Below are 25,070 nucleotides of genomic sequence, written 5' to 3' on the forward strand. Positions count from 1 at the left end.
GGAGAGGCTGGGTAAGGGGTGAGTACATTGACTGGAAAGCAAAGGCTGTTTATCGATTGCAGCGGTGGCAGTGATCAGATGATCGCCTTATGGTATGCCTTGCAATCGCCAGCAACAGAGATCGTGGGGATCGGATATAGCGGTGACGAGTCAGGGCAGGGACGAGCGCTTATCCAAAAGTGCATCGAGATTGTCAAGCCAAGTGCAGAGATTCCTGTTGCAATGGGAGACGGTGCCTCCCTTTTTGCTACTCCCAAAGTAGAGGGAGAGGGGCCAGCGCGCCTGTTAGTTGAAAAGGCGCAGGAATGGAAGGGAGAGCTTACCGTGATCACGCTGGGAAGCTTGACCAATCTGGCAAAGGCAGCAGCAATCGATCCAAGACTGCCCGAAAAAGTGAAGCAGGTCGTCGTGCAGGGCGGTGCTATTCGTGTACCGGGGAATGTGACGGCTGTCGCGGAAAAAAATATGTATGCGGACCCGGAGGCCGCTGCTTTCGTATGGGCAGCTGGTTTTCCCTTGGTGCTGGTCCCACTTGACGCGACAGAGCGATTGCGGCTGACAGAGGAAGAGGGGCAAGCGATTTTGGCAGCAGCCATACAAAAAGGAATGTTGCCGGCGTCAGAAGAAGCAGGCGCCCAGGCGCTAAGGGCGAGTGCCCGCTTGGACGCATGGGGCGCGATGGTCGCCGCTATCCATCCGGAATTCATACATAAGCAGCAGATGAAGCTTTCCATAGAGTGTCGCAGCACGCTGTCTCGTGGAGCCGTCTTGGCGGATCTGCGCAAAAAGCCGAGTGTGGGGATCGATACGGAAGTTGCAGCAGCTGTTGAAGGAGATTCCCTCCGAGAGTGGCTGCGTGGACTTTGCAGAGCAGAAGGAGGCAGCTGGTAGACATGAAAAAGGTCATCATTGACGTAGACACGGGGATTGACGATGCCATGGCGCTTTCCTACGCGGTACATTCTCCTGATCTGGAGATTTGTGGCGTGACGACGACCTTTGGCAATATCACAGTGGAGGAGGCGACGAGAAATACGCTGCAGGTGCTGGAGCTTATAGGAGCAGGTGAGATTCCGGTCTACCCCGGAGCATCCAAGCCGCTCGTCCGTGAGCTGAAGGAAAAAGCAAAGCTGTTTCATGGGGAGAACGGATTGGGAAACGTCGAGCTGCCGCTTCCTTCCGCAGCACCACAGGTGATGCGTGCAGCTGAATTTATGATCGCGACGATTAAAGAACATCCACAGAAAATCACGCTGATTACCGTTGGAAGCATGACCAATCTGGCACTGGCGATCATGGCAGCTCCCGAAATCGTCTCACTGGTAGAGCGAGTGGTCGTGATGGGGGGAGCGGTGACCGTGCCAGGGAATCGAACGCCGGTAGCAGAGGCCAACATCTGTGCAGACCCAGAAGCCGCATCCTACGTTTTTCAGTCGGGTATCCCCATCACCTTGGTTGGCTTGGATGTCACGATGCAGACGCTGCTCACGAGAGAGCATCTGCAGCAATGGCGAGAGAGTGATACGAAGATCAGCCATTTCTTCGCGGATATGTGCGAGGTTTATATGGACGCCTACGCCAAGGTGGGAAATGTACTCGGCTGCGCCCTGCACGATCCGCTTGCAGTCGGTGTTGTGATTGACCCTAGCTTTGTGACGGCATATCCAATGCACGTCCAAGTCGATACATCAGGAAGTGCCAGCGATGCGCGCACCATTGGGGACAGACGGGAGCAGCCTGCTTCCACGCCAAATGTCGATGTCTGCCTCGAGGTTGACCATGAGCGCTTTGTCGAGCACTTTTTGAAGTACGTCATGTAGAGCATATGGAGTTTAAAACGGGAATGAGGAGAGGATAGCCTTGATAAAAGAGTTTAAAGAGTTTGCCTTGAAAGGAAATGTACTCGATCTGGCAGTCGGTGTCGTGATCGGGGGGGCTTTTGGTAAGATTGTGACTTCGTTGGTAAATGACATCATTACTCCCTTAATCGGATTGCTGCTTGGCAAAGTTGATTTTTCCAATCTATTTATCAGCCTGAACGGATCGCATTATGCGACACTCCAGGATGCAAAGGCTGCAGGAGCAGCGACACTCAACTACGGCTTGTTCATCAACAGCATTATTGACTTTTTGATCATCGCCTTCTCGATCTTTATGGTCATCAAGCAGCTGAACCGCTTCAAGCGCAAGCAGGCAGAGGTCAAACCGGAAGTAACGACAAAGGAATGCCCGCATTGCATCACATCCATTCCGATCAAAGCGACGCGCTGCCCGAATTGCACCTCCATGCTGGAAGGCACGCAGCCTGCCCATTCGTAGAAATCAGGGCGTGATGGAAACCTGAGTTCGGGATTCATGCGACTCAGGTTGTTTCCTTTTTGCTGAAACATCGTGAAAGGAAGCGGCATAGACAGCTACGTAACTGGCCGCTTTTTCACTGCCTTTTTTCGTTTCACCCGATTGCGGTACTGGTAATGGAGACGTTTGATCGTTCGAAAGTAGGTTTTGTCCTTGAGCTTGGCGAATAGTCCATGAGAGGGAAAGTCGTAATTGACCTCGATCACCACAATTTCCCCGTGCTTGTCGATGGCAAAATCGACGCCGATTTGGGCCGAGTGCCTGTATTTATTGAAATGAGAACACACCTGATAGCTCAGTCGAATGAGATTTTGTTCGATTTTGCGAATTTCGCTGGCATCCACGGACAGTGATTTTTCCAGTGCATGAGGTACGGAGACCGCATAGCCGCCACCACGGGCTACGTTTGTAATCACGCTGTCAGACCCAGCTACTTTTGCGAGCATTCCCGCGTATTGCCATCTGCCGAGGCCGTTGCGCATCATCATGACCCGGATGTCAAAGGGACGTCCATTCAACTGTGCCAGATCGATTCCTTTCTGAATGATGTAATTTTTCTCCACTAGCTGCTTATCCAGCATTTTCTGCAGTTCTTCGAGAGTGGAGACGCGAACCGCTTCCCCTCGTTCCTTTACGAACTGATAGCCGCCATCAAGCTTTTGTACGCGTAAAATGCCTTTTCCCATATGCGTTCTCGTCGGCTTAATGTAGACGGTATCGTACTTGCCCAGATAGGTGCTGAGCAAAGCGGGCTGATACAGAGAGGTCGGCGGCAAAAAAGGACGGATGTGCGGGCTTTTGGCAAAGAACTTGTGGAGGCTCCATTTAGAGGAGGAGATCATACACCAGGCACCTCGCTTGAAAAATAGTCCATTCTCGCTATGATATACGGCAGGCAGGAGAAGCGTGAGGAGGTGTTCGGTTGAATCCGTCATCAGACATGAGGTCTCTGTTTCTCTCTTGGATGGGGATAGGTTTGGAGCGGTTTGCCCATCCGTATTAGCACCTCCGGAATCAGGAGCACGAGCAAGATCGTTGAGTATAGTCCAAGCGTGTAGCTAGTTACGTAAGCAATACCGATCATCTGATGAAACACAAACGTGAGCAGATGGATAAACAGATTTGTAAAGCAAAAGGCGAAGCTTCGGATCATCCATCGACGATGCTGAAGAACCCGTTTCTGAAAGATTTGGACCAGTGCTGTCGATGTGAGAAAGAGCCAGAGAATATTGAGCAGATTGAAGCCTATGCTGCTTATTTTTCCACCTGTAGCGTAGGGTGCCATGTATCCTGAGGTTAGAATGACAATGAGCACGGACGATACATACACATAGCCGTTCACGCGATGAAAGCGGCGGTGCGTCTCATAGGTACGGGCTGAAAAATTGATGAACCCAGATGCCATGGCAAGGCAGGCGAATCCTACATGGATGTACATGACCGTTAACCAGATTTGGGGCTTCAGTTCATGCTCAATATCGACTTTATGCTGAAGAAACGCCTCAGCACCTGGATCGAGGATGAAATGGGTGGCAATGACATAAAGAATGTAAAGCAAAATGGCAAACGCGGTCAGCTTGTAAAAGGAATAGCGTCTATCCATGCTCTCGCCAGCCTATATCCGATGCCCGCTTAAACGGGACGAGGGCAATACACCAGCTTTGGCAATTCCCGTCATCTGGTCACCATCAACCATAACCTCAAACTTCAAGGTCAGTCGCAGAATAACACCATGAACAGTTGCGATGTGGAGTTTGACAATCAGCCCTCCGACAGGGGTCTCGATGGTCGCATCCCACTCTCCTTCGAATAAAGAGGGTGAAGCGCTGGAACTCGTACTCGCGTTTGCAGTTGCTCTCACTTCCAAAAAGCTTGAAGAATCCTTCGAAGCATTTGGATCACCGATTTTTGCCCCATCTCCGGGGGAAATTCCAGTGCTGCGCCAGACTGTACCTCTCCGTTCATATTCGAAAAGCTGCTCTACTTCATGCGTAATGCGAGGACCCAGTTCTCGTTCTACCAGATAGAGAGCGACATCGAGACCAGAGGTTACACCACCTCCCATAACGAGATTTCCGTCATCGACGACCCGGGCGTTAACGGGAATGGCACCCGTCTCCCCAAGCACATCCATCCCTAAGTGATGCGTAACTGCGGGCCTTCCTTCCAGCATTCCTCCCATGGCCAGCACGAGAGAACCTCCACAGACGGTAGCAACTACGATCTTTGGATTCTCCAGTGCTCGCACCAGCATCCCAGTCAATTCCGTATTTGAGGCTCGGGCGAGTAGTACAGGAATGGAGTCGGGGCCATCCCCGGCCAGCTCCCCCGAAGCGCCAGGAACCAAAATAATGCCCTGTTGATCGGGGGAAAGCTTGCCTCTCGCTTCGAGCTTCACTCCGTTGACACCGCTTATGACGTGTCTTGGACCGTCCGCCGAGACGAATTCCACATGCACGCCTCCGCCGGCCGTCATCCCGGCCGCGCAAAATACTTCATAAGGGGCAATGGCATCCAACAGATCAAAGCCATCAAACAGCACAATTTGAACATTCAGCATCAAAAAGACCTCCTTCTATTCAGCCACGGATAGAAGGATACCAAGTGAATCTCACAAACCACGTAAGAAAAGGGTAACAAAACGCTCAACAAACCATCACAATGTGCACACAGCTTGTTTGTTTTTCCAGCTGTGATGATACACTTAGAGGAAACAACGTGGAAGTGAAGGCGGGATCTAGCGTGAGTGAAAGACCTACTGTTTTGGTCGTAGACGATGACCAAAGCATCGTGGAGCTAATGCGGGACTTTTTGGAGAACGACGGGTTTCTGGTCGAGACGGCAAATGACGCAGAGCAAGCATGGGCTGTATATCAACAGAGCACCATTGATTGCATCATCCTGGACATCATGATGCCGGGTCAAACGGGATATGATTTCTGCCGGCGCATTCGGACGCAGAGCAGCGTTCCCATTCTGTTTCTCAGTGCTCGCAGTGACGATGTGGACAAGATTCGCGGACTGACACTCGGCGGCGATGATTATATCGTAAAATCGGCTTCAGCCCAAGAGATCGTAGCTCGTGTAAAGGCTGTTTTGCGACGTGCGGGAATGCAGAAAGAGGGTGCTTCTCGGGTGTTGGATTACGGAAGAATCAAGCTCGACCTGTCTACAAGAGAGGTATGGATAGAGGGGAGGAGCACTTCGCTTACTCCAAAGGAATATGAGCTTCTGCGTTTGTTTGCAGAACATCCTCGGCAGGTGTTTACCTATGAGCAATTGCTCGCGAAGTTCTGGGACGGCGTCGGTGACAAACATACAATCCGAGTTCACCTGAGTCGCCTCCGCGAGAAAATTGAACTGGATCCGGACCATCCCCAACATTTGACCAACGTCTGGGGCGTAGGTTATCGATTTGAGGGGGTGTGATATGAGGAAGTTTCGTATACGCACCTATTCCTTGTTAAGCCTGGTGCTTCTCTCCTTGCTGCCATGGGTCTTCTTTGTCGCGACACTCTTCATCACGACCCATTCTGTACAATTGGGAGTGGAAAGGCAGGATTCGTACAGGATTCCCATGATCGCTGCGTTTGCAGGGCTGCTGCTCGCTTTCTTTATGATTGGCCTCCAAATGCGAAGGCTGCTTCTCGGACCTCTTGAGAGGATGGGACAGGCTGCTCGGCAGATTGCTGCTGGCGATTTGGATGTACAGCTTCCCCAAACGACGGTTAAAGAAATAGATGAGGTTCGAGATGGGTTTGAAGTCATGGTGAATGGACTACAAATCTCTTACCGCAAACAAGCTGATTTGGAGGAGGAACGGCGATTCGTCATTGCGGCCGTAGCGCATGACTTGCGGACACCGTTGTTTGCCTTGCGGGGTTATTTGGACGGTCTCGAGCAAGGGATCGCAAAAACGCCGGATCAAGTGGCGAAGTATGTAGCGGTTTGCAAGGAGAAGTCGTTGCAGTTGGATCGGTTGGTCGAGGATCTTTTCACCTTTACCAGGATGGAGTACCAGGAAGACGAGCTTGCGATGAGAGAGGCAAGCTTTCACGAAATTGTTCAGAAATCGATCGATAGCCTGAAACTTCAATCGCAACAGAAGCAAATAACGGTCGTCACGGCTTTCACACCTAATGATTGTGTCATCCAGGCAGATGCACACTTATTGGAGCGAGCGATGAACAATTTGCTGGATAATGCCGTGCGCTACACGCCTGTCCATGGAAGGATCATGATTGAAACCTGCTCAGAAGGAGACCGAGTGGCGTTCACCATTCACAATTCAGGGCAGGGTTTTTCACAGGAGGAAGTAAACCGTGTCTTCGAGCCGCTCTATCGGGGGGAGCAGTCGAGAAATCGGGCTACGGGGGGAGCGGGACTGGGTCTGACGATATCAAAGCGGATCATCCAGCGTCACGGAGGAGAGCTTACAGCAGGCAATCACCCGAGTGGAGGGGCTGTCCTGTCGGGCTGGTTACCTACCGATCATAAAGAATGAGAGGGAGATACCTTACTATGAATCGTGAGCATCGCCCGCTGCAGCCGCCGATCCTTGAGAAGGGGCTTTCACAGCCGCATTATCTATATCGCGAGTACGAGCCTGGCAAAAGCTTGGAGCCCTATGTGGCGTGTTATTGGACGAGCGAGTTTGTGCCAGGGGAGCAGACACAGCTGCATCGCATTGTTCCGGATGGCTGCATCGATATCATCGTCGATTTGCGCGCTGCGAACATGGCCAAGGCAGCGTTTATCTCGGAGCTGATGACAAGCTTTGAGGTGATCCATCTCATGGAACCTCAATCGCTTTTTGGGATTCGCTTTTTTTCCTCAACGGTTCGGCAATTTCTGCGTTACCCGGTTTCTGCTTTCCGCGGCAGTCATCCCCTTCTCGAAGATCTATGGGGGAGTGAGTCGGGCTTGCTGGTAGAAGAAATGCGGGAAGCACAAGACGTGAAAGGCAGGATTGCGATCGTAGAAAGAAAGCTGTGCAACTGCCTAGAGCAGCAGGTATCGCTCTCGGAGAGCCTTTTGCAAACGAGTATGGCTTATCTGTACGACACACACGGCAGCCTGTCCGTAGCGGAGCTGTCGGAAAAGCTTTGCTTCAGTGAACGCCACTTGCGCAGGATGTTCCACTATGAGCTGGGAGTCTCCCCCAAGGAGCTGGCGCAGATTATACGTTTTCAAAGCATGCTGCAAGCGCTATACCGGACGCCGAAGGAACAGCTGACGCAGCTTGCGCATCGATACGGCTATTTTGATCAGCCTCACTTGATCAAAGAGTTTAAACGGTACTACGGCATACCGCCCTCCCACGTATTTATGGCCGGCGAACCAAAGGAAGTACGCTCGTAAACTTGTCCGTTTTTTACAAGTCGGGCATTCGTTCTTTGGCTATACTGGAAGCAAGAGGAAGGGCGGGAAATGCTGCCTGCGAAAGGAAAAGGCATTCTCACGTTAAAATGTGATCCGGTTCGCGCGGATGAGCTGCGTGAAATTTACGAGGGGATCATACCCGGCTATCACATGAATAAGACGCATTGGAATTCCATTTACTTTGATGCAGATATTCCACAGGAGCTGTGGGAGCGGCTCATCGCTCACGCTCATGAGATGGTCCTTCAAAAGCTGCCGAAACGTGTGAGACAGGAGCTTTCCCTCCCCGAATAAGAAGGAGTGATCACATTACAATGGGAATCAAACTCGATATGGTTGGAATCGTCGTGCAGGACATGAGGAGAGCACTGGATTTTTATCGTCTGCTCGGACTGGAGATTCCGGAGAGCGCTAACAACGAGATGCACGTAGAAGTGGCGCAGGAGGGTGTTCGTCTTGCCTTTGACTCGGTAGAGGTGGCAAAGGGTGTTTACGGGGGATGGGAAGAGCCTACGGGGCATCGCATCGAGCTGGCGTTTTTGTGCGAGAGCCCGGATGCCTTGAATGCCTTGTACGAAAAACTGGTGGAGCATGGTTACCACGGACATAAGGAACCGTGGGACGCTTTCTGGGGGCAGCGCTATGCGATTGTCGCCGACCCTGATGGCAATCTGATCAGCCTGTTTGTATAAAAAACGAGGGTAAAATAGGGGAAAGCCGATTCATTGGAATCGGCTTTTTTCGTTATACAGTAAGAATTTATAAGATTCTTATCCAGTATAAGTGCAACTAAGACTGCCCCAAAAGGCTTGGCGCAGCCAAGTTTTCTAATGTGGACGGATGCGAGTGAAAAGAATCACATCAGTTCTTGTGATTTAAAATACTATCCTCCAGCATGTCCGCTGTATCCCCATACACGCGAATGATGTGTCGTTCCCCCCACGCGCACAGAGTGTCGAGAATGCCGCGTAAGCTCAAGCCGTATTCGCTAAGCTCGTAAACGACCTTTGGCGGAACTTGATTATAGACGATCCGGTTGATAATCCCGTCTTCTTCCAGCTCCCGCAGCTGCTGCGTCAGCATTTTTTGGGTGATGCCAGGCATGAGGCGTTTCAGCTCGCTCGTTCGTTTTTCGCCATGGGTCAAATGGCAGAGGATCACACATTTCCATTTGCCGCCGATCACTTCAAGCGTGGCTTCCACAGAGATATTGTACTTCTTTTTCTTCATGACCATACCTTCCTTCTAGATAGGCACTAAAAAGTGCCTGTATCACTTTTTGGTAACTACAGTACAAAAAAGTGGGTACTTTTCATTCGGAATTCTATCACCCATAATAGCATTTGCTAGCTGGTATTCACCATACTCATATTTACGATCGTTCCCAGGTGAACGAACGATTCATTCATTTCATAAGGAGGAATTGACGTGTCTGAAAGTAAAAAGCGAAGCACGCTGGCATTGCTAGCTTTGGCGATCAGTGCTTTCGCGATCGGTACAACTGAATTCATTAGCGTAGGGTTGTTGCCGCTGATTTCGTTAGACTTGCAAATCCCGGTCACAACAGCAGGACTGACCGTTACGTTATACGCACTAGGCGTTACCGTTGGGGCCCCTGTTCTCACATCATTGACTTCGCGAGTTCCGCGAAAAATGCTGCTTTTCTGGATTATGGCTTTCTTCCTTGTAGGAAATGCCATTGCAGCAACTGCCACCAGCATCACGATGCTTTTGATCGGGCGTGTCGTATCCGCGTTTGCTCACGGCGTGTTCATGTCGATCGGCTCGACGATTGCCGCTGACCTGGTACCCAATGATCGCCGGGCGAGTGCCATCTCACTCATGTTCACGGGTTTGACTGTCGCCACGGTGACTGGAGTGCCACTGGGTACGTATCTGGGGCAACAGCTCGGATGGCGCACGGCTTTTATGGCGATCGTCATCGTGGGAGTGATTGCGATGATTGCCAACATGCTGCTAGTTCCATCAAACCTGCGCAAAGGAGTCAAAACGACGTTTGGCGATCAGCTCAAGCTGGTTACAAATTCCCGTTTGCTCCTGATGTTCATCATTACTACCCTAGGCTATGGCGGGACATTCGTCGTCTTTACGTATCTGTCGCCATTGCTTACTGATATAACTGGCTTCACAGCAGGACAGGTTGCTGTCATTCTGCTGGTATACGGAATTGCCATCGCGATTGGCAACATGATGGGTGGAAAGCTGGCTAACCGAAATCCATTGACTGCCTTGTTTATCATGTTCGTCATTCAGGCGATCGTCCTGTTCGTCTTGTTTGCCACTGTACCTTTTAAGGTAGCCGGGCTCATCACGATCTTCTTCATGGGCATCATGGCGTTTATGAATGTCCCTGGTCTTCAGGTGTACGTGGTTATTCTCGCAGAACGGTTTGTACCGAGTGCGAAGGATGTTGCGTCCGCGATCAACATCGCAGCCTTCAACGCAGGCATCGCGATTGGCGCCTACTTGGGAGGCGTGATTACGGACACGATCGGACTCATTCACACGACATGGGTCGGAGGCATCATGGTGGCCGGGGCCGTCATCCTGACTGCTATAAGCCGAGTATTGGAGAGCAAGGATGGAAAGTCTAGGGTAAGGAAAAACAATCCAAACAACGAGGAGGTTTCATTCTCATGACAAAACATTTGCAAGATACAACAACACTGTACAACGGCGTCAAAATGCCATGGCTGGGTTTGGGCGTGTTTAAAGTAGAAGAAGGAGCAGAGGTTGTGGATGCCGTTCGCACAGCCATCCGAAACGGCTACCGCAGCATCGATACAGCTGCCATTTACGGCAATGAAGAAGGCGTAGGGGAAGGGATCCGACTTGGGATGAAGGATGCCGGTATTGCGAGAGAGGATCTGTTCATCACCTCAAAAGTATGGAATTCAGATCTCGGCTTCGAGTCTACTTTGGCAGCCTACGAAACAAGCCTGAAAAAGCTGGGACTGGACTATCTCGATCTGTATCTGATTCACTGGCCGGTAGAAGGCAAGTATAAAGAAGCATGGCGTGCGCTGGAGACGATCTATAAAGAAGGAAGAGTAAAAGCGATCGGTGTGTCCAACTTCCATGTGCACCATCTCGAGGATTTGATGAAAGACGCAGAAATGAAGCCGATGATCGATCAAATCGAATTCCATCCGCGACTGACCCAAAAAGAGCTGCAAGCTTTTTGCCGGGAGAATGGCATTCAGATGGAAGCGTGGTCTCCTTTGATGCAAGGCCAGCTGCTCGATCATCCTGTGCTGAAAGAAATTGCCGAGCGTCATCAGAAGTCGGTGGCCCAGGTCATCATTAGATGGGATTTGCAAAACGGCGTAGTCACCATTCCGAAATCGATTAAAGAGCACCGCATCGTGGAAAACGCAGATGTGTTCAACTTCGAGCTGTCTGCAGATGATATGGCGAAAATCGATGCGTTGAATGAAAACTTGCGTGTAGGTCCAGATCCAGACAACTTTGATTTTTAATGAGAATGGAAAAAGGGAAACGAGCCCTAGATTTTGTCTAGTGGCTCGTTTCCCTTTTTTCTATCAAAATTAACTCCAAAAGAAATAAAGTTTACTAATTATAGATTGACTGATGTAATTTTATTTCTTATAATGAAAGCGGAAACAAGCGAATATTTTCACTATTCTTCATAACGAAGCGAGGGGTGCATCATGGATCAGCCTGCGAAACTGCTAGATTATCGCTCAAAAAAGGAGCATTTGCTCATCGGTCTTATGTCTGGCACCTCGCTGGATGGCATCGATGCTGCCCTGGTCGCGGTCCGGACAAACGATGAGGGAGAGATCGAAGACGTAGCCCTGCGGGAGTTTTATTACATGCCTTATTCCGATGAACTGCGAGAATGGGTCATGAGCTTGTGCAGTGTAGAGACAGCTCGTGTCGATCAGCTCACGGCCGTTCATTACGGTCTTTCCGAGTGGTATGCCTACGCTGTCAAGCAGCTGATGGATCAGGCAAAGGTTACGGCAAACGAAGTCGATGCTGTCTGCATGCACGGTCAAACGATCTGGCATATTGCGGGACGCACACCGTTTCCCGGGCCGACAGGCATGATGCAGGTACGCGCATCCCTGCAGATCGGGGAGCTGTCTACCCTGGCAGAACGAACAGGAATCCCGGTGGTAGGGAACTTCCGGGCGAGAGATCTGGCAGCGGATGGCGAGGGAGCACCGCTCGTACCGTACGCGGATTACGTCCTGTTCCGGGATCCGAATAAGGGCAGGCTGCTGCAAAATATTGGTGGAATCGCCAATGTGACTGTCCTGCCAGCTGGTGCATCCATCGAGGAAGTCGTCGCTTTTGATACAGGGCCGGGAAATATGATCATGGACCAGATCGTCCAGATCGTGACCGAGGGAAGACTCCGGTATGATGAAGGAGGCAAGCTGGCAGAAGCCGGTACGGTCTCCGAAGAACTGCTGGGTCGCCTGATGAAGGATCCGTACTATCAGATGAAGCCGCCTAAGAGCACAGGACGCGAGGTTTATGGACGCGCATTTGCTCAGGAGCTGCTGGCAGAGGGCGGAGTGCTTGGACTTGGGCAGCATGATCTGATTGCAACGGCAACGGCACTGACCGCTACCTCCATCACCCAGGCTTACTTACAATTCGTCTTACCCACAACCAAGGTGGAGGAAGTGATCGTCTCCGGTGGAGGCGCGCACAACCAGACACTTCTTCGCATGCTGCAAAGTCAACTGGGAGCAGGAATCCACATCACGACAACCCAGCAATTCGGAATGCCGGATGACGCGAAGGAAGCTGTCGCATTTGCCATTTTGGGTCATGAGACACTAATGGGACGACCATCGAACGTGCCTTCTGTAACAGGTGCCAAGAGAGCCGTGCCGTTAGGAAATATATGCTTTTAAACAAAAGACACGTAGGGGGTACCATCGTGAGAAAACGAGTGTTGGCAGGCTTTTTCCTATCTTTATCCCTGATGCTTACCGCTTGTTCAGGCGGCGGCGGAACAGCTGCTCCAGCAGACCAGGCGAAGCCGCAAGAAGGTCAAGCACAAGAACAATCGGCAGCCAAAACAGAGCTGGTTGTCGCAGCCGAGCAGGAGCCAGTGGGTTATGATCCGCACAAGGTTCCAGCTGCATCCAGCGTACGTGTATATGCGCTCCTCTATGACAGCCTGACCAAGCTGGACGAGAACATGAACATCGTTCCGAACCTGGCGGAAAAGTGGGAAATCGCACCGGATGGCAAAACCATTACGATGTTCCTGCACAAAGGCGTGAAGTTCCACAACGGCAAAGACATGACAGCTGACGACGTGAAGTTCTCTTTTGAACGCATCATGAACCCTGACACAGGTGCCATCGCAAAATCGTACTTCGCAAGTGTAGAGGCGATTGAAGTGAAGGACCCTACGACTGTGGTATTCAAGCTGAAAACTGCGGATGCAGCGTTTATCGCCAATACAGCTAGTGCCTATGCTTCCATCGTTCCAAGCGGATCTACCGATCTGACCAAAGATGCAATCGGAACAGGACCATTCAAGCTGGAAAAAAGCGAGCCGGGCCAATACGTTCTGTTGAAGAAAAACCCGGACTACTTCAATAAAGACCTGCCGAAAGTAGAAACAATCAAATTCCAGATCATGAAAGACGAAGCTGAACGTTTGGCAGCGATTCGCTCCGGCAAAATCGACATCAGCACCATTTCTGCCGATTCCGCGAAGCTTTTGGAAGGCAAGCCAGGCGTACAAGTGAAAAACTATCAGTCCCTGGAGTACAGCTACTTGGGGATCAATGTGAACAAGAAGCCGTTTGACAATCCAAAAGTACGCGAAGCGATCAGCTATGCAGTTGACCGCAACCAGATCGTGCAAACCGTCTGGAAAGGCGAAGCTGCCCTGACAGGTCCAATCGCTCCAGCTATCACCAACTGGGCACTGGATACAGCGAGCTACCCTACTTACAAAACAGATGTAGAAAAAGCGAAACAGCTGCTTGCGGAAGCGGGCTTCCCGAACGGATTTGAAACGCAAATCGAAACAGCTGCTACGTACCCAGACATGGTAGAAACCGCTCAAGTGATTCAGCAACAACTGAAAGCAATCGGAATCAACGCGAAGATCAATCAGCTGGAGTGGGGCAACTACATCGAGGTATGGAAGTCCAAGGACATGAACCTGATGGTAGGACGCAACACTTCCGGTGTAGATGCTGACCGTTCGATGCGCTTCTTCTTCGCTAGCACTGGTTCTGCAAACGTTTGGAATTACTCCAACCCGGCTTACGATGAGCTGGTCCAAAAAGCATTAGGAACAGTAGATCAGGCAGAGCGTAAAAAACTGTATGAGCAAGCACAAACCATGCTCGTAGCAGATGCGCCAAACCTGTTCCTGGCATCTCCGAAGAACTACTACGCTGTACGTGACAACATCGATTTCACACCAACGGCAGCGGGCGAAGTCTACTCTTTGGTGAAGACTTCCATCAAGTAACATAGGGATGATAAAAGGCTCCGCCTGGCCACTGGCGGAGCCAAGTTTCTAATACAGATAAGAATTACGGGATTCTTATCCAGTATAAGTGCAACTAAGGCTCCGCCAAAAGCTTGGCGCAGCCAAGTTTTCTAATTTGGAGGGAACCAAAGTGGTATCTTATCTAATCAAACGCATCATCAGCCTGATTCCCATCCTGTTTGGCATCTCTGTATTGGTGTTTACCATCCTGCATTTGGTGCCGGGCGATCCCGCATCCATCATGCTGGGCACCAATGCTACTCCGGAAGCCATCGCTGCTTTGCACAAGAGCATGGGGTTGGATCAGCCGTTACTTACGCAATACTTGCATTGGATTGGGGGAATGCTGAAGGGCGACTTTGGCGTTTCTGTGCACTCTGGTGAGGAAATCTTGCCGCAAATTATCAAACGCTTCTCTATCACCCTGCAGCTGACGGTGTTTGGTGTTCTGATCGGTTGGGTGCTCGCGATTCCTTTTGGGATTCTTTCGGCGATTCGTGCGCATTCCAAGACCGACATTATCGTCCGTGTCGCTACGCTTTTGGGGATCTCTGTACCGAACTTTGCTGTAGGAACGCTTTTGCTGCTCGGCTTCTCTCTTTATTTCAATTGGTTTCCGCCGATTGATGTCGTCAGCTTTTGGGAAAATCCGGTGGAGGCATTCAAGGTATTTATTCTTCCAGCCGTGACCATGGGGATCGTCGTCGCTGCCGGTGTCATGCGGATGACGCGTTCTGCCTTTTTGGAAACAATGGACAAAGATTTTATCCGTACGGCACGCGCAAAAGGAAACAGTCAATGGACCGTCGTAATCGGTCACGCTTTCCGCAACTCCTCGATTCCGATCGTGACCATCGCTGGGATGCAGATCGGATACCTGTTGGGCGGATCAGTCATCGTGGAGCAGCTGTTTTCGATACCAGGATTGGGTCAGTACATTTTAGAAGGAATCTATCAGCGGGATTATCCGGTCGTGCAGGGAGGCGTACTTTTCGTCGCTCTGGTATTTGTCCTGGTCAATCTGCTCATCGACCTGATCTATACCTGGATTGATCCGCGTATCAAGTATTGACAAGGGGAATGCGACATGAGCACATTTCGAAAGCGATTTTTAGCGAATAAAACGGCAGTCTTCTGTTCCGTGTTGCTGTTACTGCTCTGTCTGATGGCGGCATTGGCGCCTGTTTTGGCACCGCATGACCCGACCCAGATGTTTCAGGAGCATCGGATGGAAGGCAGCTCTGGAGATTTTATGCTCGGTACAGATCAGTTCGGGCGGGATTTATTGAGCCGGATTATTTACGGCGCGCGTGTATCGCTCGTGGTAGGGGTCTCGGCTGTCTTGGTCAGCGTGGTGTTTGGAACGCTGTTTGGCTTGATTGCCGGATATTTTGGACGCTGGGTAGACGGTTTTATCATGCGCTGTATGGACGTGCTGTTTGCCTTCCCGGAAATATTGCTGGCGCTCGCGATCGTGGCAGCATTAGGGCCGGGGACCTTCAATACGATCATGGCGATCGGGATTGTGAATATTCCTATTTTTACGCGAACGGTTCGGGGAGCGGTGCTCTCCATCAAGAATTTGGAATACGTCGAAAGCGCCCGCGCGATCGGGGCGAGTACGAAGCGAATCTTGTTCCTGGAAATCTTCCCGAATGTAACGGCACCTCTCTTGGTGCAATCCTCCTTGGCGATCTCCGGTGCTATTTTGACAGAATCGGCTCTGAGCTTTTTGGGCTTGGGGATTCAGCCGCCAGACCCATCCTGGGGTGGAATGATCTCGGAAGCACGCCGCTACATGGAGCTGGCGCCGGGAATGATCATTTGGCCATGTCTTGCGATGACCGTAACGATTTTGGCATGCAACATGTTCGGTGATGCTGTGCGCGACATTCTCGATCCGCGTCATCGCGGCAAGTAGGCGGGAGGAATCGATATGAACGGAATCGATATGAACGGAATCGAGCTGATGGTTCGGATGGAGCAAAGCCTGGAGGACGGCATGAACCGTGGTATTTTTCCGGGTGCAGCTGTCAGTCTGATGAGAAAAGGAGCGCCTACGCTGACGACCGTCAAAGGAAAAACGGGAGCGGGAGAAGACGCGCCGCAAGTCGATGCGCAGACACTCTACGACATGGCTTCCTTGACCAAGGTCATGGTGACGCTGCCGCTGGTTTTACTCAGCGTGCAATCGGGAAAGCTGTCTCTCTTTGATTCGCTTCTGGCGCATGTGCCAGAGCTGGGAGAGGGGCAGGACACGGAACGCAAATCGCAAATCAAGATCGTCCATTTGCTGACTCATACATCTGGACTGCCTGCTTGGCGGCCGTATTTTCTAATCGGTCAGGGCAGAGTAGACTACATTCAGTTGATGAAGGAAGAGACATTGGAAAGCAATCCGGGCAGCCATGTCGTGTACAGCGACTTGGGCTTCATGCTGCTGGGCTTTGTGCTCGAACGGATCTGGGATGAGGAGCTGGACGTGCTCGCTACCCGTCTTTTGTTTCAGCCGAGTGGGATGAAGAATACCTGTTATCTTCCTCTGCAGCACAAGTCTCTCGCAATTAGTGGAATTGCGCAGACCGAGAACGGCAACGGCTTCGAGCAAAACATGGCGCAAAACTACTTGGCGAACCTTGCATCATTTGATCTTTCGAAAGGGACAGAATGGACGGAAAAGCTGGCACATTTTAAGTGGCGTCAAGGCGTAATCTGCGGCACGGTGCACGACTGCAACGCACACTACGGCTTGGGCGGAATCAGCGGTCATGCCGGACTCTTTTCGACCATTCGTGATACAGAACGGTATATGGAAATCTGGACGTCACAGAAAGCTCCGGTCTATATCGATCCGCTTTTGCGGTCTTTAGCTACGAGGTCGCACACGGATTTTTCTGCACAGCGAAGAGGGCTGGGATGGATCGCTTCCTCAACGGGCGGCTCGCTCGATCAGCTGGCGGCTGGCTGTACGGGGGGAGATTTGGTCTCCGAGCGCGCATATGGCCATACGGGCTTTACGGGAACATCGATTTGGACTGATCCTTTGCGGGAAGCGACTGTCATCACGCTGACAAATCGTGTGCATCCGGTCGCAAGTCCACTCATCGGTTCGTGGCGAATCGCGCATCACAATCAAATTTGGAACGGAATCGAGCTAGTCGACGCATCAGGTGAAAGGGGGAGTAACCCATGACAGCCATGCTAACAATCGATAATCTGCGAACGTCTTTTCTCCAATCTGGCAAAAAGCTGACCGTAATCGAAGGGGTCAGCTTCACAGTCGAGCCTGGTGAAACCGTCGGGGTGGTCGGCGAGTCAGGTTGTGGGAAAAGCGTAACCAGCATGTCCATCATGCAGCTATTAGGCAAAAACGTAGAAATGAGCGGCAGCATTCGCTTTCAAGACAAGGAGCTGCTGACCCTTTCCGATAAAGAAATGCAAAAAATACGCGGCAACCAGATTGCGATGATCTTTCAGGAGCCGATGACCTCGCTCAATCCGCTGCATTCGATAGGAAAGCAGATCAGCGAGCCTCTGCGACGTCACCTAGGCTTGTCCAAGCAAGCGGCAAAAGAGCGGGCGATACAGCTGCTCAAGCTCGTCGGCATCCCGCGTGCGGATGAAATCATCTCTGACTTCCCGCACCAGCTGTCCGGAGGGATGCGTCAGCGTGTCATGATCGCCATGGCGATGGCCTGTGAGCCGAAGCTGCTGATTGCCGATGAACCAACGACGGCACTCGATGTGACCATTCAGGCGCAGATTTTGGAGCTGATGAAAAAAGTACGTGATGAGCAAGGGACGTCGATCATGCTGATTACCCATGATTTGGGGGTAGTAGCGGAGATGTGCCATCGGGTCATCGTCATGTACGCGGGGCAGATCGTGGAGGAAGCCGACGTCAAAGGGCTGTTTGACAATCCCCAGCATCCCTACACAAGGGGACTATTGAAGTCCATGCCGAGCGTGAACGTGAATCAGGAGAGACTGGACGCGATTCCCGGCTCCGTGCCGCTGCAGAGCGAAATGCCGCGAGGGTGCCGTTTTGCGCCGCGCTGCTCACAGGTGATGGATATTTGCCATCAAAAAAATCCGGAGCTGTTGACTGTTTCCGATTCGCAAAAATGCCGGTGCTGGCTGTATAGCGAGGGGGAAGCACAATGACAAAACCATTGTTGGAAATCAAATCACTCACGAAGCATTTTACTAGCAAGCAAGGCTTTTTCAGCAAGGAAAAAGTTGTGCGTGCGGTAGATGGGGTCAATCTCACGGTTTATCCGGGGGAAACCGTCAGCATCGTAGGGGAGTCTGGCTGTGGAAAGTCGACGACGGGCCGCTGTATCCTGCGTCTGATCGAGCCGACAGACGGCGAAATTTTGTTTGAAGGAAACGACATTCGCAAGCTGAACGAAGAGGATCTGCGACGAACTCGCCGCGACATGCAGCTCGTGTTTCAAGACCCGTTCGCATCGCTTAATCCGCGAAAAACGATCGGGCAGATATTAGAAGATCCGTTGATCATCCATGAAATAGGTACGGCACAGGAGCGTCGCCGTCAGGTGGAAGAGATGATCGAGATCGTGGGTCTCTCCAAACAGCATTTGGATCGCTTCCCTCATGAATTTTCCGGGGGGCAGCGCCAAAGGATCGGGATCGCCCGCGCTCTGATTTTGCGGCCAAAGCTGATCATAGCCGATGAGCCGGTCTCTGCTTTGGACGTGTCGATTCAGGCACAGATTTTGAACCTGATGCAGGATTTGCAAAAGGAATTTCATTTGACCTATTTGTTTATTTCCCACGATCTGAGCGTCGTGCGCCATATTTCCGACCGGGTCGCTGTCATGTATTTGGGGAAAGTGGTGGAGGTAGCGGATAAGAGGTCGTTATACGAAAAACCGACCCATCCCTATACGCAAGCTTTGCTATCTGCTGTACCTGTTCCGAATCCACACGTGACGACCCAGCGCATCATTTTGGAGGGAGACCTGCCAAGCCCTGCAAATCCGCCATCGGGTTGTACCTTCCATCCTCGCTGCCGCCATTGCATGGAGATTTGCAGAACGACTGCTCCACCTGTGCGTGAGCTGGCACCCGATCACTTTGTATCCTGCCATCTCGAGGATGGGGACACCAACGGGTCGCACACATGAATAGAAAAGGAGGTTCGGAGACATTGAAGCTGGAGAACTTACAAGATTTGACCACCGAAGGAAAAAACGAAGGCACTCGGGACCTGGACCGCTTGAGTACCCGGGGAATCGTGCAGTTAATGAACGATGAAGATAAAAAAGTACCGTTCGCTGTAGAGCGCGTTTTGGATCAAGTATCCGATGCAGTCGAGCTGATCGTCGCAGCTATGGAGCAGGGTGGCAGACTGTTTTATTTTGGAGCGGGAACGAGCGGACGCCTAGGGATTCTCGATGCGTCTGAATGCCCGCCGACTTTTGGTACCAATCCAGAGCTGGTACAGGGCGTGATTGCCGGTGGACCATCCGCCATGATCCGTGCAGTCGAAGGCGCGGAAGATTCGGCTGAGCTCGGACAAGAGGATGTGCACAACTATGGAGTAACCGAGAAGGATGTTGTGGTAGGGATTGCGGCAAGCGGTCGGACTCCCTATGTGCTTGGCGTTTTGAAAGAAGCGCAGAGAATTGGCGCCCGTACTATTGCGTTATCCTGCAACCAGCCTTCCTTTATTAACAAAGGGGTAGATGTGGCGATCAACGTTGTCGTGGGACCTGAGGTTTTGACAGGCTCCACCCGCCTCAAGGCTGGCTCCGCACAAAAGCTGGTTCTCAATATGCTGACGACAGCGACGATGATCAAGCTGGGGAAGGTATATGGCAATCTGATGGTCAACGTCCAAGCGACAAACCTGAAGCTCAAGGAACGGGTAAAACGGATCGTGATGGAAGTGACCGGAGTAGGCTATGCCGAAGCAGAGATGTTGGCTGAGCAGGCAAAAGGGGACGCAAAAACGGCGATTTTGATGAAACTGACGGACACCAGCAGGGAAGAGGCAACGCGCCTGTTGAATCTTACCAATGGAAGGATTCGGGAAGCGATTCAAAAGTACAGCTAATGAACAGTTGATCCATGAGGAGGATTTCCATGTTGCCAGAACACATTCGCTCCGAGCTGCGTGCGATCGTGGGCGAGCAGTATTGTCTGGATCGGCAGGAAGCGCTGGTGGCCTACTCGTATGATGCGACGCCCATGCAGCAAGCCCTGCCAGATGTCGTGGTCATGCCGAAGAGCACGGAAGAGGTGCAGCAGGTCATGCGGGTAGCTGCGGGGCACCAGATCCCGATCGTCACTCGCGGAGCAGGCTCCAATCTGTGCGCCGGAACCATTCCGGTCGGAGGGGGAATCGTGCTCGTTTTGAGCCGGATGAATCAGATCCTGGAAATCGACGAGCAGAATCTGACAATCACCGTACAGCCTGGTGTGCGCACCTCGGATATTCATCAGGCAGTCGAAGGACGAGGCTTGTTTTACCCGCCAGACCCGGGCAGTATGGTCATCTCAACAATTGGCGGGAACATCGCGCTCAATTCTGGGGGACTTCGCGGGCTGAAGTACGGAACGACCAAGGATTACGTACTCGGACTGGAAGCCGTCCTGCCGAATGGGGAGGTCATCCGTACGGGTGGCAAGCTGATGAAAGACGTAGCGGGCTATGACTTGACCAAGCTGCTGGTCGGCAGTGAAGGGACGCTGGCGATCATTACTCAGGCGATCCTCAAGCTGATACCCAAACCGCAGACCCAGCGCGTCATGCTGGCGATGTTTGCAGATATGGCGCAGGCGGCTCGCTCGGTTTCTGACATTATCGCCAATCGGATCATCCCAGGTACCCTGGAATTTTTGGACCAAGGGACGATCCGCGTGGTGGAAGACTTCAAGCAGATCGGTCTGCCTACGGATGTAGCGGCAATCCTTTTGATCGGTCAGGACGGCGAACCGCAGGCCGTGGATCGGGATATGGAGAAGATCGCGGCCATCTGCAAGAACAATGAAGCGGTACAGATCAAAGTAGCGACGACTCCTGAGGAAGCCGATGATGTCATGACGGCGAGACGAAGTGCCCTGGCGGCTCTTTCCCGGATGCGTCCGACCACGATCCTCGAGGATGCTACTGTCCCTCGTGCCGAGATCGCTCCTATGGTAGCCGCTATTCAGGAAATCACGGAGCGGTATGGACTGCACATTTGCACCTTTGGTCATGCAGGTGATGGCAACTTGCATCCCACCTGTATGACCGATGCGCGCAACCACGAAGAAATCGAACGGGTAGAAGAAGCTTTTGCGGAGATCTTCGCGGCTGCGATCGATCTGGGCGGAACCATTACGGGCGAGCATGGTGTGGGCATCGTCAAGGCTCCATACCTGGAATGGAAGGTGGGCGCAGCAGGGATCGAAGTCATGAAAGGCATCAAGAAGGCCTTTGATCCGAACAATCTGCTCAACCCAGGCAAAATGTTCGCAAAAGAAACGCGGAACAGAGTGGTGGTCAATCGTGCTTAAAGAAGCCTTGATAGAGAAACTGGATTACAACGAGCTTTCGAACTGTATGCGCTGCGGTTTTTGTCAGCCCGCCTGTCCGACCTTTCGGGAAACGGGCTACGAGGCGGCTTCTCCCCGCGGGCGAATCGCCTTGATGAAGGCGGTAGCCGATGGTGTCATGCAGCCGGATCAGGACTTTGTCGACCAGATGAATCTGTGCCTTGGCTGCCGCGCGTGTGAGCCGGTCTGTCCTGCAGGCGTTCCCTACGGTCAGCTAATCGAGCAGACGAGAGAGGCAATCGAGGAAGTACAGGAGCATCCGACATGGGTAAAAGCGGTCAGGAAAGTGGCCTTCAAGCATCTGTTTCCCCGTCAGGACCGCATGTATCGTTTGGGCAGCATGCTGCGCTTCTATCAAAAATCAGGAGTGCAAAAGGCCGTGCGAAAGCTGGGGGTCATGCGCATCCTCCCGAAGCAGCTGGGCGAGATGGAAGCGATCATGCCGGAAGCATCGGGAACAGGGCTCAAGAAGCGTTTTGGCACGACCGTCATCCCTGCTGCAGGCGAGCGGAAAAGGCGTGTCGGCATGTTTCACGGATGCATCATGGATGTACTCTTCAACGAGACGAATGTCAACACGGTACGGCTTTTGACCGAGGCGGGCTGCGAGGTCGTCATCGCCGAAGGACAGGTATGCTGTGGAGCGCTGCATGCCCATAGCGGTGAACGGGAAGAGGCGAGAGGTCTGGCACGGAAAAACATTGCGGCTTTCCGGCAGGCAGACGTGGATGTGATCGTGTCCAATGCAGGTGGCTGCGGCGCCATGCTTCAGGAGTACGACCATCTACTGGCAAACGATCCGCAGTGGCACGATGACGCGAAATGGTTCGCGGAGCGCGTGAAAGATATCAGCGAGCTGCTGGTAGAGCTGGTCGCACCTGAGACATGGGACGCTTTGCCGCAATCGAAACGGATTACTTATCAGTCGTCCTGCCATTTGCGCAACGGGATGAAGGTTACCAAAGAGCCGGTTCATCTGTTGCAATCCATTCCTGGAGCTACCTATGTGCAGCTGCGGGAGGGCGACCGCTGCTGTGGCTCGGCAGGCATCTACAACCTTGTGCAGCCGGAAATGGCGGGCAATTTGCTGAATGAGAAAATGCAGCATGTGGCAGCGACCCAAGCCGATATTCTGGTTACATCCAATCCAGGCTGTCTGCTGCAAATGAAAGCAGGCATCAAAAGAGCGGGCTTGGAAGGGCAGATGGAAGCCGTGCACCTCATCGATCTACTGGCAAGGGTACAGAAGAAAGCGGCCCAATAGCGATATTTTCCAGCAAAGAAGCACTATAGAAGAGGCCAGTCAACACACGCAGCCGCGTGAGAGACTGGCCTTTTTTTACTTCACGTGATCTAGTACACTTTTGATGTTGGAGATCGAATCCTGCGGAATGCTCAGGTTATAATGCTTTCTGATCGCTTGATATACTTTGCTTAGGTTGTAGCTGCTTCTGTTTTTTCGATACGCAGCCACATCCTGAGAGAACGTTGGATGGTGAATGACATCCCGGCTCCAGTCCCACACGCGAGGCTTCAAAGCATCCTTTCGAGCTTGATCGAGCATGGCCGCAAAGCGCGGGGTGATGTATTGGCTGATTTTCTTGCTTGCCTGGTAATACGCGTTGGTTTGGGTAGCTGCATAAACGTCTCGGCTGTAGTCAAAAGGATCATACGGCTTCCCATTGATAGAAATGAGCGTACGAGGCTGAGCGGGCACCATCCCAGGCAAAAGCTTTACCTGATAGTACTCCCAGCCTGTAGCCGTTTTTCTGCCGGGGAGTATCAGGCTGATAAATGGAAACAAGCGGTCATAGGGATATTCCTGTGCATAAATACTTGGCCCGGCCTCCATCCGCAAAGGCATGTCGGGATAAAGATAGCCCTTGCTGTCTACGACATACCCAGGCAATCCAACCTCCACAGCCCAGCGCACAGCGATATTGTCCGAGTCCTTTAGATCGATCCCGCCGTGATAGGGCCGCACTTCCGCGAACATTCGGTACAGGACGGTCGCCACAAATTCCTTCGTTGCCATCCCGTCATCTATTTCCTCGGGCAAGACATAGCCAGCATCGATAAGCGGCTGCAGGTGGGCATTCATCTGGAGCTGTGCTCTGCTTTCGCGCAGCGTTCGCTCCTCTGGGGAATACGGTTCTGCTCGTTCGATCCGTTGATTCAGCTCGTTGAGATTCGTATTCGGGGGATAAAAAGGGGGAAGCACCCCGATGAAGTTATAGATATTCCAGAGAAACCCTTTCTTCGACGACTGGAAACGCAAATTGTCGTCCTGGAACGTCTTCCAATGCGAACCGCCGCTATCCATGTCTACCAGATAATCCTCTTGTACATACGGTGGCTGCAAGGCGACTACCAGCGGATTGGTGATCGTGACCATCTGAACATTGAGAAACAAGTATTTTTCCGGGTTCGGAGGAAGCTTGTACGTGATGGTATAGAGGGAGGAAGCGGCTAAGGCGGGCGTCAAAGCAGGCGAGGGCAAGATCAGCGGGGATAGGCAAAGCGTACTCAGGAGGATGCTGGTTAGCAGTTGTTTTTGTCTCATTTTCCCACCACCTTCGGAACGTCGTTTGATCATTAGACGCTGCACGAAGTAGTAAGTTTCTTGGAAATTTCCTTATTTTGTAAATGAAATGCAGTACCCTACTCTGGTAGGAGAATCGCTTTCAGAGAGGAATTCATTTGTTACGGGGGAATGACCACCTATCCAGAATGCGTGCACGGTGATGGAGCCAACCAGCCGTTTAACGAAAAAGGAGAGAGCTGTTTGAAGCGAGTCGATGTGGTATCAGCCATTATCCGCGATGAAGGCGGACGAATCTTACTGGTAAAAAATAAACAAGGTGACTCTCATTACTGGGGGCCGCCAGGAGGAGCAGTGGAAGCAGGGGAAACGCTTGAACAAGCTCTCATTCGGGAGGTTAAGGAAGAAACCGGATACAGGATTCATGTGATGGGTTTGAGCTCTGTGAGAGAGGTGTTCTTTGAAAAATGGGAGAATCATGTCATTTTCTTTGCCTTTTTCGCAAAAATCATCGATGGCGCGATCCAGATCAATGACCCTGACGAAGAAATTATGGAAGTCTTGTGGGCTGACTACGAAGAAGCCAAGGCTCGGATGCCGTTTCTGACTGAAGCGCTGAAGCTGACTGCGGACGGGGAGAAAATCTGGCCTTTCTATGCGTTCGAAGGAACACGATAAAAGGATGTGCAGGAGAAAAAAAGA

General features: G+C 51.9%; 25 protein-coding genes and 1 pseudogene. 21 read left to right on the forward strand and 5 right to left on the reverse strand.

Translation table 11 applies throughout. The annotated features are described in order from the left end of the window. Positions 1-18: 18 nt before the first annotated feature. Genes EDM55_RS07510 through mscL form a run of 3 tightly spaced genes read left to right on the forward strand, consistent with a single transcriptional unit; the run spans position 19 to position 2,319 of the window. Entirely contained in the window at positions 19-891 is an 873-nt protein-coding gene (locus tag EDM55_RS07510; RefSeq protein ID WP_092265962.1) for a nucleoside hydrolase, read from the forward strand. A gap of 2 nt (positions 892-893) precedes the next feature. Beyond that, positions 894-1,820 (forward strand): nucleoside hydrolase, encoded by a 927-nt coding sequence (locus EDM55_RS07515; protein ID WP_122959992.1) that lies wholly within the window; start codon positions 894-896, stop codon positions 1,818-1,820. Between the two features lie 40 nt (positions 1,821-1,860). Continuing rightward, the gene (mscL, locus tag EDM55_RS07520; protein ID WP_122924512.1) at positions 1,861-2,319 is read left to right on the forward strand and encodes a large conductance mechanosensitive channel protein MscL; all 459 of its coding nucleotides are present in this window, start codon (positions 1,861-1,863) and stop codon (positions 2,317-2,319) included. Between the two features lie 95 nt (positions 2,320-2,414). On the opposite strand, the gene EDM55_RS07525 is transcribed toward mscL, so the two are convergent. The 3 genes from EDM55_RS07525 to EDM55_RS07535 form a co-directional block, all read right to left on the reverse strand. Continuing rightward, positions 2,415-3,200 (reverse strand): YheC/YheD family protein, encoded by a 786-nt coding sequence (locus tag EDM55_RS07525; RefSeq protein ID WP_122959993.1) that lies wholly within the window; start codon positions 3,198-3,200, stop codon positions 2,415-2,417. A 92-nt stretch (positions 3,201-3,292) separates the two neighbouring features. Next, the gene (locus EDM55_RS07530; RefSeq protein WP_122959994.1) at positions 3,293-3,961 is read right to left on the reverse strand and encodes a DUF2306 domain-containing protein; all 669 of its coding nucleotides are present in this window, start codon (positions 3,959-3,961) and stop codon (positions 3,293-3,295) included. Positions 3,962-3,973: 12 nt separating this feature from the next. Then, positions 3,974-4,918, reverse strand: a complete 945-nt coding sequence (locus EDM55_RS07535) for a DJ-1/PfpI family protein (protein ID WP_092265957.1) — start codon at positions 4,916-4,918, stop codon at positions 3,974-3,976. A 182-nt stretch (positions 4,919-5,100) separates the two neighbouring features. Between EDM55_RS07535 and EDM55_RS07540 the strand changes: the two genes are divergently transcribed. From EDM55_RS07540 to EDM55_RS07560, 5 genes and pseudogenes are all read left to right on the forward strand, one after another. Further along, positions 5,101-5,787 carry a response regulator transcription factor gene (locus EDM55_RS07540; protein ID WP_092266509.1) on the forward strand — a complete coding sequence of 229 codons (687 nt, stop codon included), beginning with the start codon at positions 5,101-5,103 and terminating at the stop codon, positions 5,785-5,787. Between the two features lies 1 nt (position 5,788). Beyond that, positions 5,789-6,862 (forward strand): sensor histidine kinase, encoded by a 1,074-nt coding sequence (locus EDM55_RS07545; protein WP_092265956.1) that lies wholly within the window; start codon positions 5,789-5,791, stop codon positions 6,860-6,862. A gap of 17 nt (positions 6,863-6,879) precedes the next feature. Continuing rightward, on the forward strand, positions 6,880-7,719 hold the full coding sequence (locus tag EDM55_RS07550; protein ID WP_170184522.1) for a helix-turn-helix transcriptional regulator: 840 nt from the start codon (positions 6,880-6,882) through the stop codon (positions 7,717-7,719). Between the two features lie 66 nt (positions 7,720-7,785). Continuing rightward, positions 7,786-8,034 (forward strand): annotated as a pseudogene (locus tag EDM55_RS07555) (MmcQ/YjbR family DNA-binding protein); the annotation flags it as partial. A gap of 20 nt (positions 8,035-8,054) precedes the next feature. Continuing rightward, positions 8,055-8,432, forward strand: coding sequence for a VOC family protein (locus EDM55_RS07560; protein WP_092265953.1), 378 nt, complete (start codon positions 8,055-8,057; stop codon positions 8,430-8,432). Between the two features lie 169 nt (positions 8,433-8,601). Here EDM55_RS07560 and EDM55_RS07565 read toward each other — a convergent pair whose 3' ends face one another. Beyond that, positions 8,602-8,970 (reverse strand): winged helix-turn-helix transcriptional regulator, encoded by a 369-nt coding sequence (locus EDM55_RS07565; RefSeq protein WP_092265952.1) that lies wholly within the window; start codon positions 8,968-8,970, stop codon positions 8,602-8,604. Between the two features lie 198 nt (positions 8,971-9,168). Here EDM55_RS07565 and EDM55_RS07570 point away from each other — a divergent pair, with 198 nt between their 5' ends. From EDM55_RS07570 to EDM55_RS07625, 12 genes are all read left to right on the forward strand, one after another. Continuing rightward, complete coding sequence (locus EDM55_RS07570) at positions 9,169-10,401, forward strand: MFS transporter (RefSeq protein WP_092265951.1); 1,233 nt, start codon at positions 9,169-9,171, stop codon at positions 10,399-10,401. Continuing rightward, the gene (gene pgoN / locus EDM55_RS07575) at positions 10,398-11,240 is read left to right on the forward strand and encodes a glyoxal/methylglyoxal reductase (protein WP_092265950.1); all 843 of its coding nucleotides are present in this window, start codon (positions 10,398-10,400) and stop codon (positions 11,238-11,240) included. Before EDM55_RS07570 ends, pgoN begins: the two co-directional genes overlap by 4 nt. A 192-nt stretch (positions 11,241-11,432) precedes the next feature. Further along, the gene (locus EDM55_RS07580; RefSeq protein WP_092265949.1) at positions 11,433-12,653 is read left to right on the forward strand and encodes an anhydro-N-acetylmuramic acid kinase; all 1,221 of its coding nucleotides are present in this window, start codon (positions 11,433-11,435) and stop codon (positions 12,651-12,653) included. A gap of 26 nt (positions 12,654-12,679) precedes the next feature. After that, a complete protein-coding gene (locus tag EDM55_RS07585; RefSeq protein WP_092265948.1) occupies positions 12,680-14,239 on the forward strand; it encodes an ABC transporter substrate-binding protein in 1,560 nt (519 codons plus the stop codon). Between the two features lie 151 nt (positions 14,240-14,390). Next, complete coding sequence (locus EDM55_RS07590) at positions 14,391-15,332, forward strand: ABC transporter permease (protein ID WP_092265947.1); 942 nt, start codon at positions 14,391-14,393, stop codon at positions 15,330-15,332. Between the two features lie 15 nt (positions 15,333-15,347). Next, positions 15,348-16,181 (forward strand): ABC transporter permease, encoded by an 834-nt coding sequence (locus EDM55_RS07595; protein WP_092265946.1) that lies wholly within the window; start codon positions 15,348-15,350, stop codon positions 16,179-16,181. 15 nt (positions 16,182-16,196) lie between these two features. Next, entirely contained in the window at positions 16,197-17,453 is a 1,257-nt protein-coding gene (locus EDM55_RS07600) for a serine hydrolase domain-containing protein (protein WP_246071016.1), read from the forward strand. Continuing rightward, positions 17,450-18,424: an ABC transporter ATP-binding protein gene (locus EDM55_RS07605; RefSeq protein ID WP_122959995.1), complete on the forward strand. Its 975-nt coding sequence runs from the start codon at positions 17,450-17,452 to the stop codon at positions 18,422-18,424. Before EDM55_RS07600 ends, EDM55_RS07605 begins: the two co-directional genes overlap by 4 nt. After that, positions 18,421-19,410 (forward strand): ABC transporter ATP-binding protein, encoded by a 990-nt coding sequence (locus EDM55_RS07610; RefSeq protein ID WP_122959996.1) that lies wholly within the window; start codon positions 18,421-18,423, stop codon positions 19,408-19,410. Before EDM55_RS07605 ends, EDM55_RS07610 begins: the two co-directional genes overlap by 4 nt. A gap of 23 nt (positions 19,411-19,433) precedes the next feature. Beyond that, positions 19,434-20,342 (forward strand): N-acetylmuramic acid 6-phosphate etherase, encoded by a 909-nt coding sequence (murQ, locus tag EDM55_RS07615; protein ID WP_092265942.1) that lies wholly within the window; start codon positions 19,434-19,436, stop codon positions 20,340-20,342. A 29-nt stretch (positions 20,343-20,371) separates the two neighbouring features. After that, positions 20,372-21,787, forward strand: a complete 1,416-nt coding sequence (locus tag EDM55_RS07620) for an FAD-binding oxidoreductase (RefSeq protein ID WP_122959997.1) — start codon at positions 20,372-20,374, stop codon at positions 21,785-21,787. Then, positions 21,780-23,090: a (Fe-S)-binding protein gene (locus EDM55_RS07625; protein ID WP_092265940.1), complete on the forward strand. Its 1,311-nt coding sequence runs from the start codon at positions 21,780-21,782 to the stop codon at positions 23,088-23,090. The genes EDM55_RS07620 and EDM55_RS07625 overlap by 8 nt, the downstream gene beginning before the upstream one ends. Before the next feature lie 75 nt (positions 23,091-23,165). Here EDM55_RS07625 and EDM55_RS07630 read toward each other — a convergent pair whose 3' ends face one another. Beyond that, positions 23,166-24,389 carry a hypothetical protein gene (locus EDM55_RS07630; protein ID WP_170184431.1) on the reverse strand — a complete coding sequence of 408 codons (1,224 nt, stop codon included), beginning with the start codon at positions 24,387-24,389 and terminating at the stop codon, positions 23,166-23,168. A gap of 222 nt (positions 24,390-24,611) precedes the next feature. Here EDM55_RS07630 and EDM55_RS07635 point away from each other — a divergent pair, with 222 nt between their 5' ends. Then, positions 24,612-25,046 (forward strand): NUDIX hydrolase, encoded by a 435-nt coding sequence (locus EDM55_RS07635; protein WP_092266507.1) that lies wholly within the window; start codon positions 24,612-24,614, stop codon positions 25,044-25,046. Positions 25,047-25,070 lie beyond the last annotated feature (24 nt).

It is taken from the genome of Brevibacillus centrosporus (assembly GCF_003710815.1).
GTDB classification, from domain to species: Bacteria; Bacillota; Bacilli; order Brevibacillales; family Brevibacillaceae; genus Brevibacillus; species Brevibacillus centrosporus.

Bases quoted from the DNA above. Each gene is read 5' to 3' on its own strand.
- EDM55_RS07515 (WP_122959992.1), top strand. From the start codon at position 894: ATGAAAAAGGTCATCATTGACGTAGACACGGGGATTGACGATGCCATG.
- EDM55_RS07600 (WP_246071016.1), top strand. From the start codon at position 16,197: ATGAACGGAATCGATATGAACGGAATCGAGCTGATGGTTCGGATGGAG.
- EDM55_RS07550 (WP_170184522.1), top strand. From the start codon at position 6,880: ATGAATCGTGAGCATCGCCCGCTGCAGCCGCCGATCCTTGAGAAGGGG.
- EDM55_RS07595 (WP_092265946.1), top strand. From the start codon at position 15,348: ATGAGCACATTTCGAAAGCGATTTTTAGCGAATAAAACGGCAGTCTTC.
- EDM55_RS07620 (WP_122959997.1), top strand. From the start codon at position 20,372: ATGTTGCCAGAACACATTCGCTCCGAGCTGCGTGCGATCGTGGGCGAG.
- EDM55_RS07545 (WP_092265956.1), top strand. From the start codon at position 5,789: ATGAGGAAGTTTCGTATACGCACCTATTCCTTGTTAAGCCTGGTGCTT.
- EDM55_RS07525 (WP_122959993.1), bottom strand. From the start codon at position 3,200: ATGATCTCCTCCTCTAAATGGAGCCTCCACAAGTTCTTTGCCAAAAGC.
- EDM55_RS07610 (WP_122959996.1), top strand. From the start codon at position 18,421: ATGACAAAACCATTGTTGGAAATCAAATCACTCACGAAGCATTTTACT.
- pgoN (WP_092265950.1), top strand. From the start codon at position 10,398: ATGACAAAACATTTGCAAGATACAACAACACTGTACAACGGCGTCAAA.
- EDM55_RS07535 (WP_092265957.1), bottom strand. From the start codon at position 4,918: ATGCTGAATGTTCAAATTGTGCTGTTTGATGGCTTTGATCTGTTGGAT.
- EDM55_RS07565 (WP_092265952.1), bottom strand. From the start codon at position 8,970: ATGAAGAAAAAGAAGTACAATATCTCTGTGGAAGCCACGCTTGAAGTG.
- EDM55_RS07560 (WP_092265953.1), top strand. From the start codon at position 8,055: ATGGGAATCAAACTCGATATGGTTGGAATCGTCGTGCAGGACATGAGG.
- EDM55_RS07630 (WP_170184431.1), bottom strand. From the start codon at position 24,389: ATGAGACAAAAACAACTGCTAACCAGCATCCTCCTGAGTACGCTTTGC.
- EDM55_RS07605 (WP_122959995.1), top strand. From the start codon at position 17,450: ATGACAGCCATGCTAACAATCGATAATCTGCGAACGTCTTTTCTCCAA.
- EDM55_RS07530 (WP_122959994.1), bottom strand. From the start codon at position 3,961: ATGGATAGACGCTATTCCTTTTACAAGCTGACCGCGTTTGCCATTTTG.
- EDM55_RS07580 (WP_092265949.1), top strand. From the start codon at position 11,433: ATGGATCAGCCTGCGAAACTGCTAGATTATCGCTCAAAAAAGGAGCAT.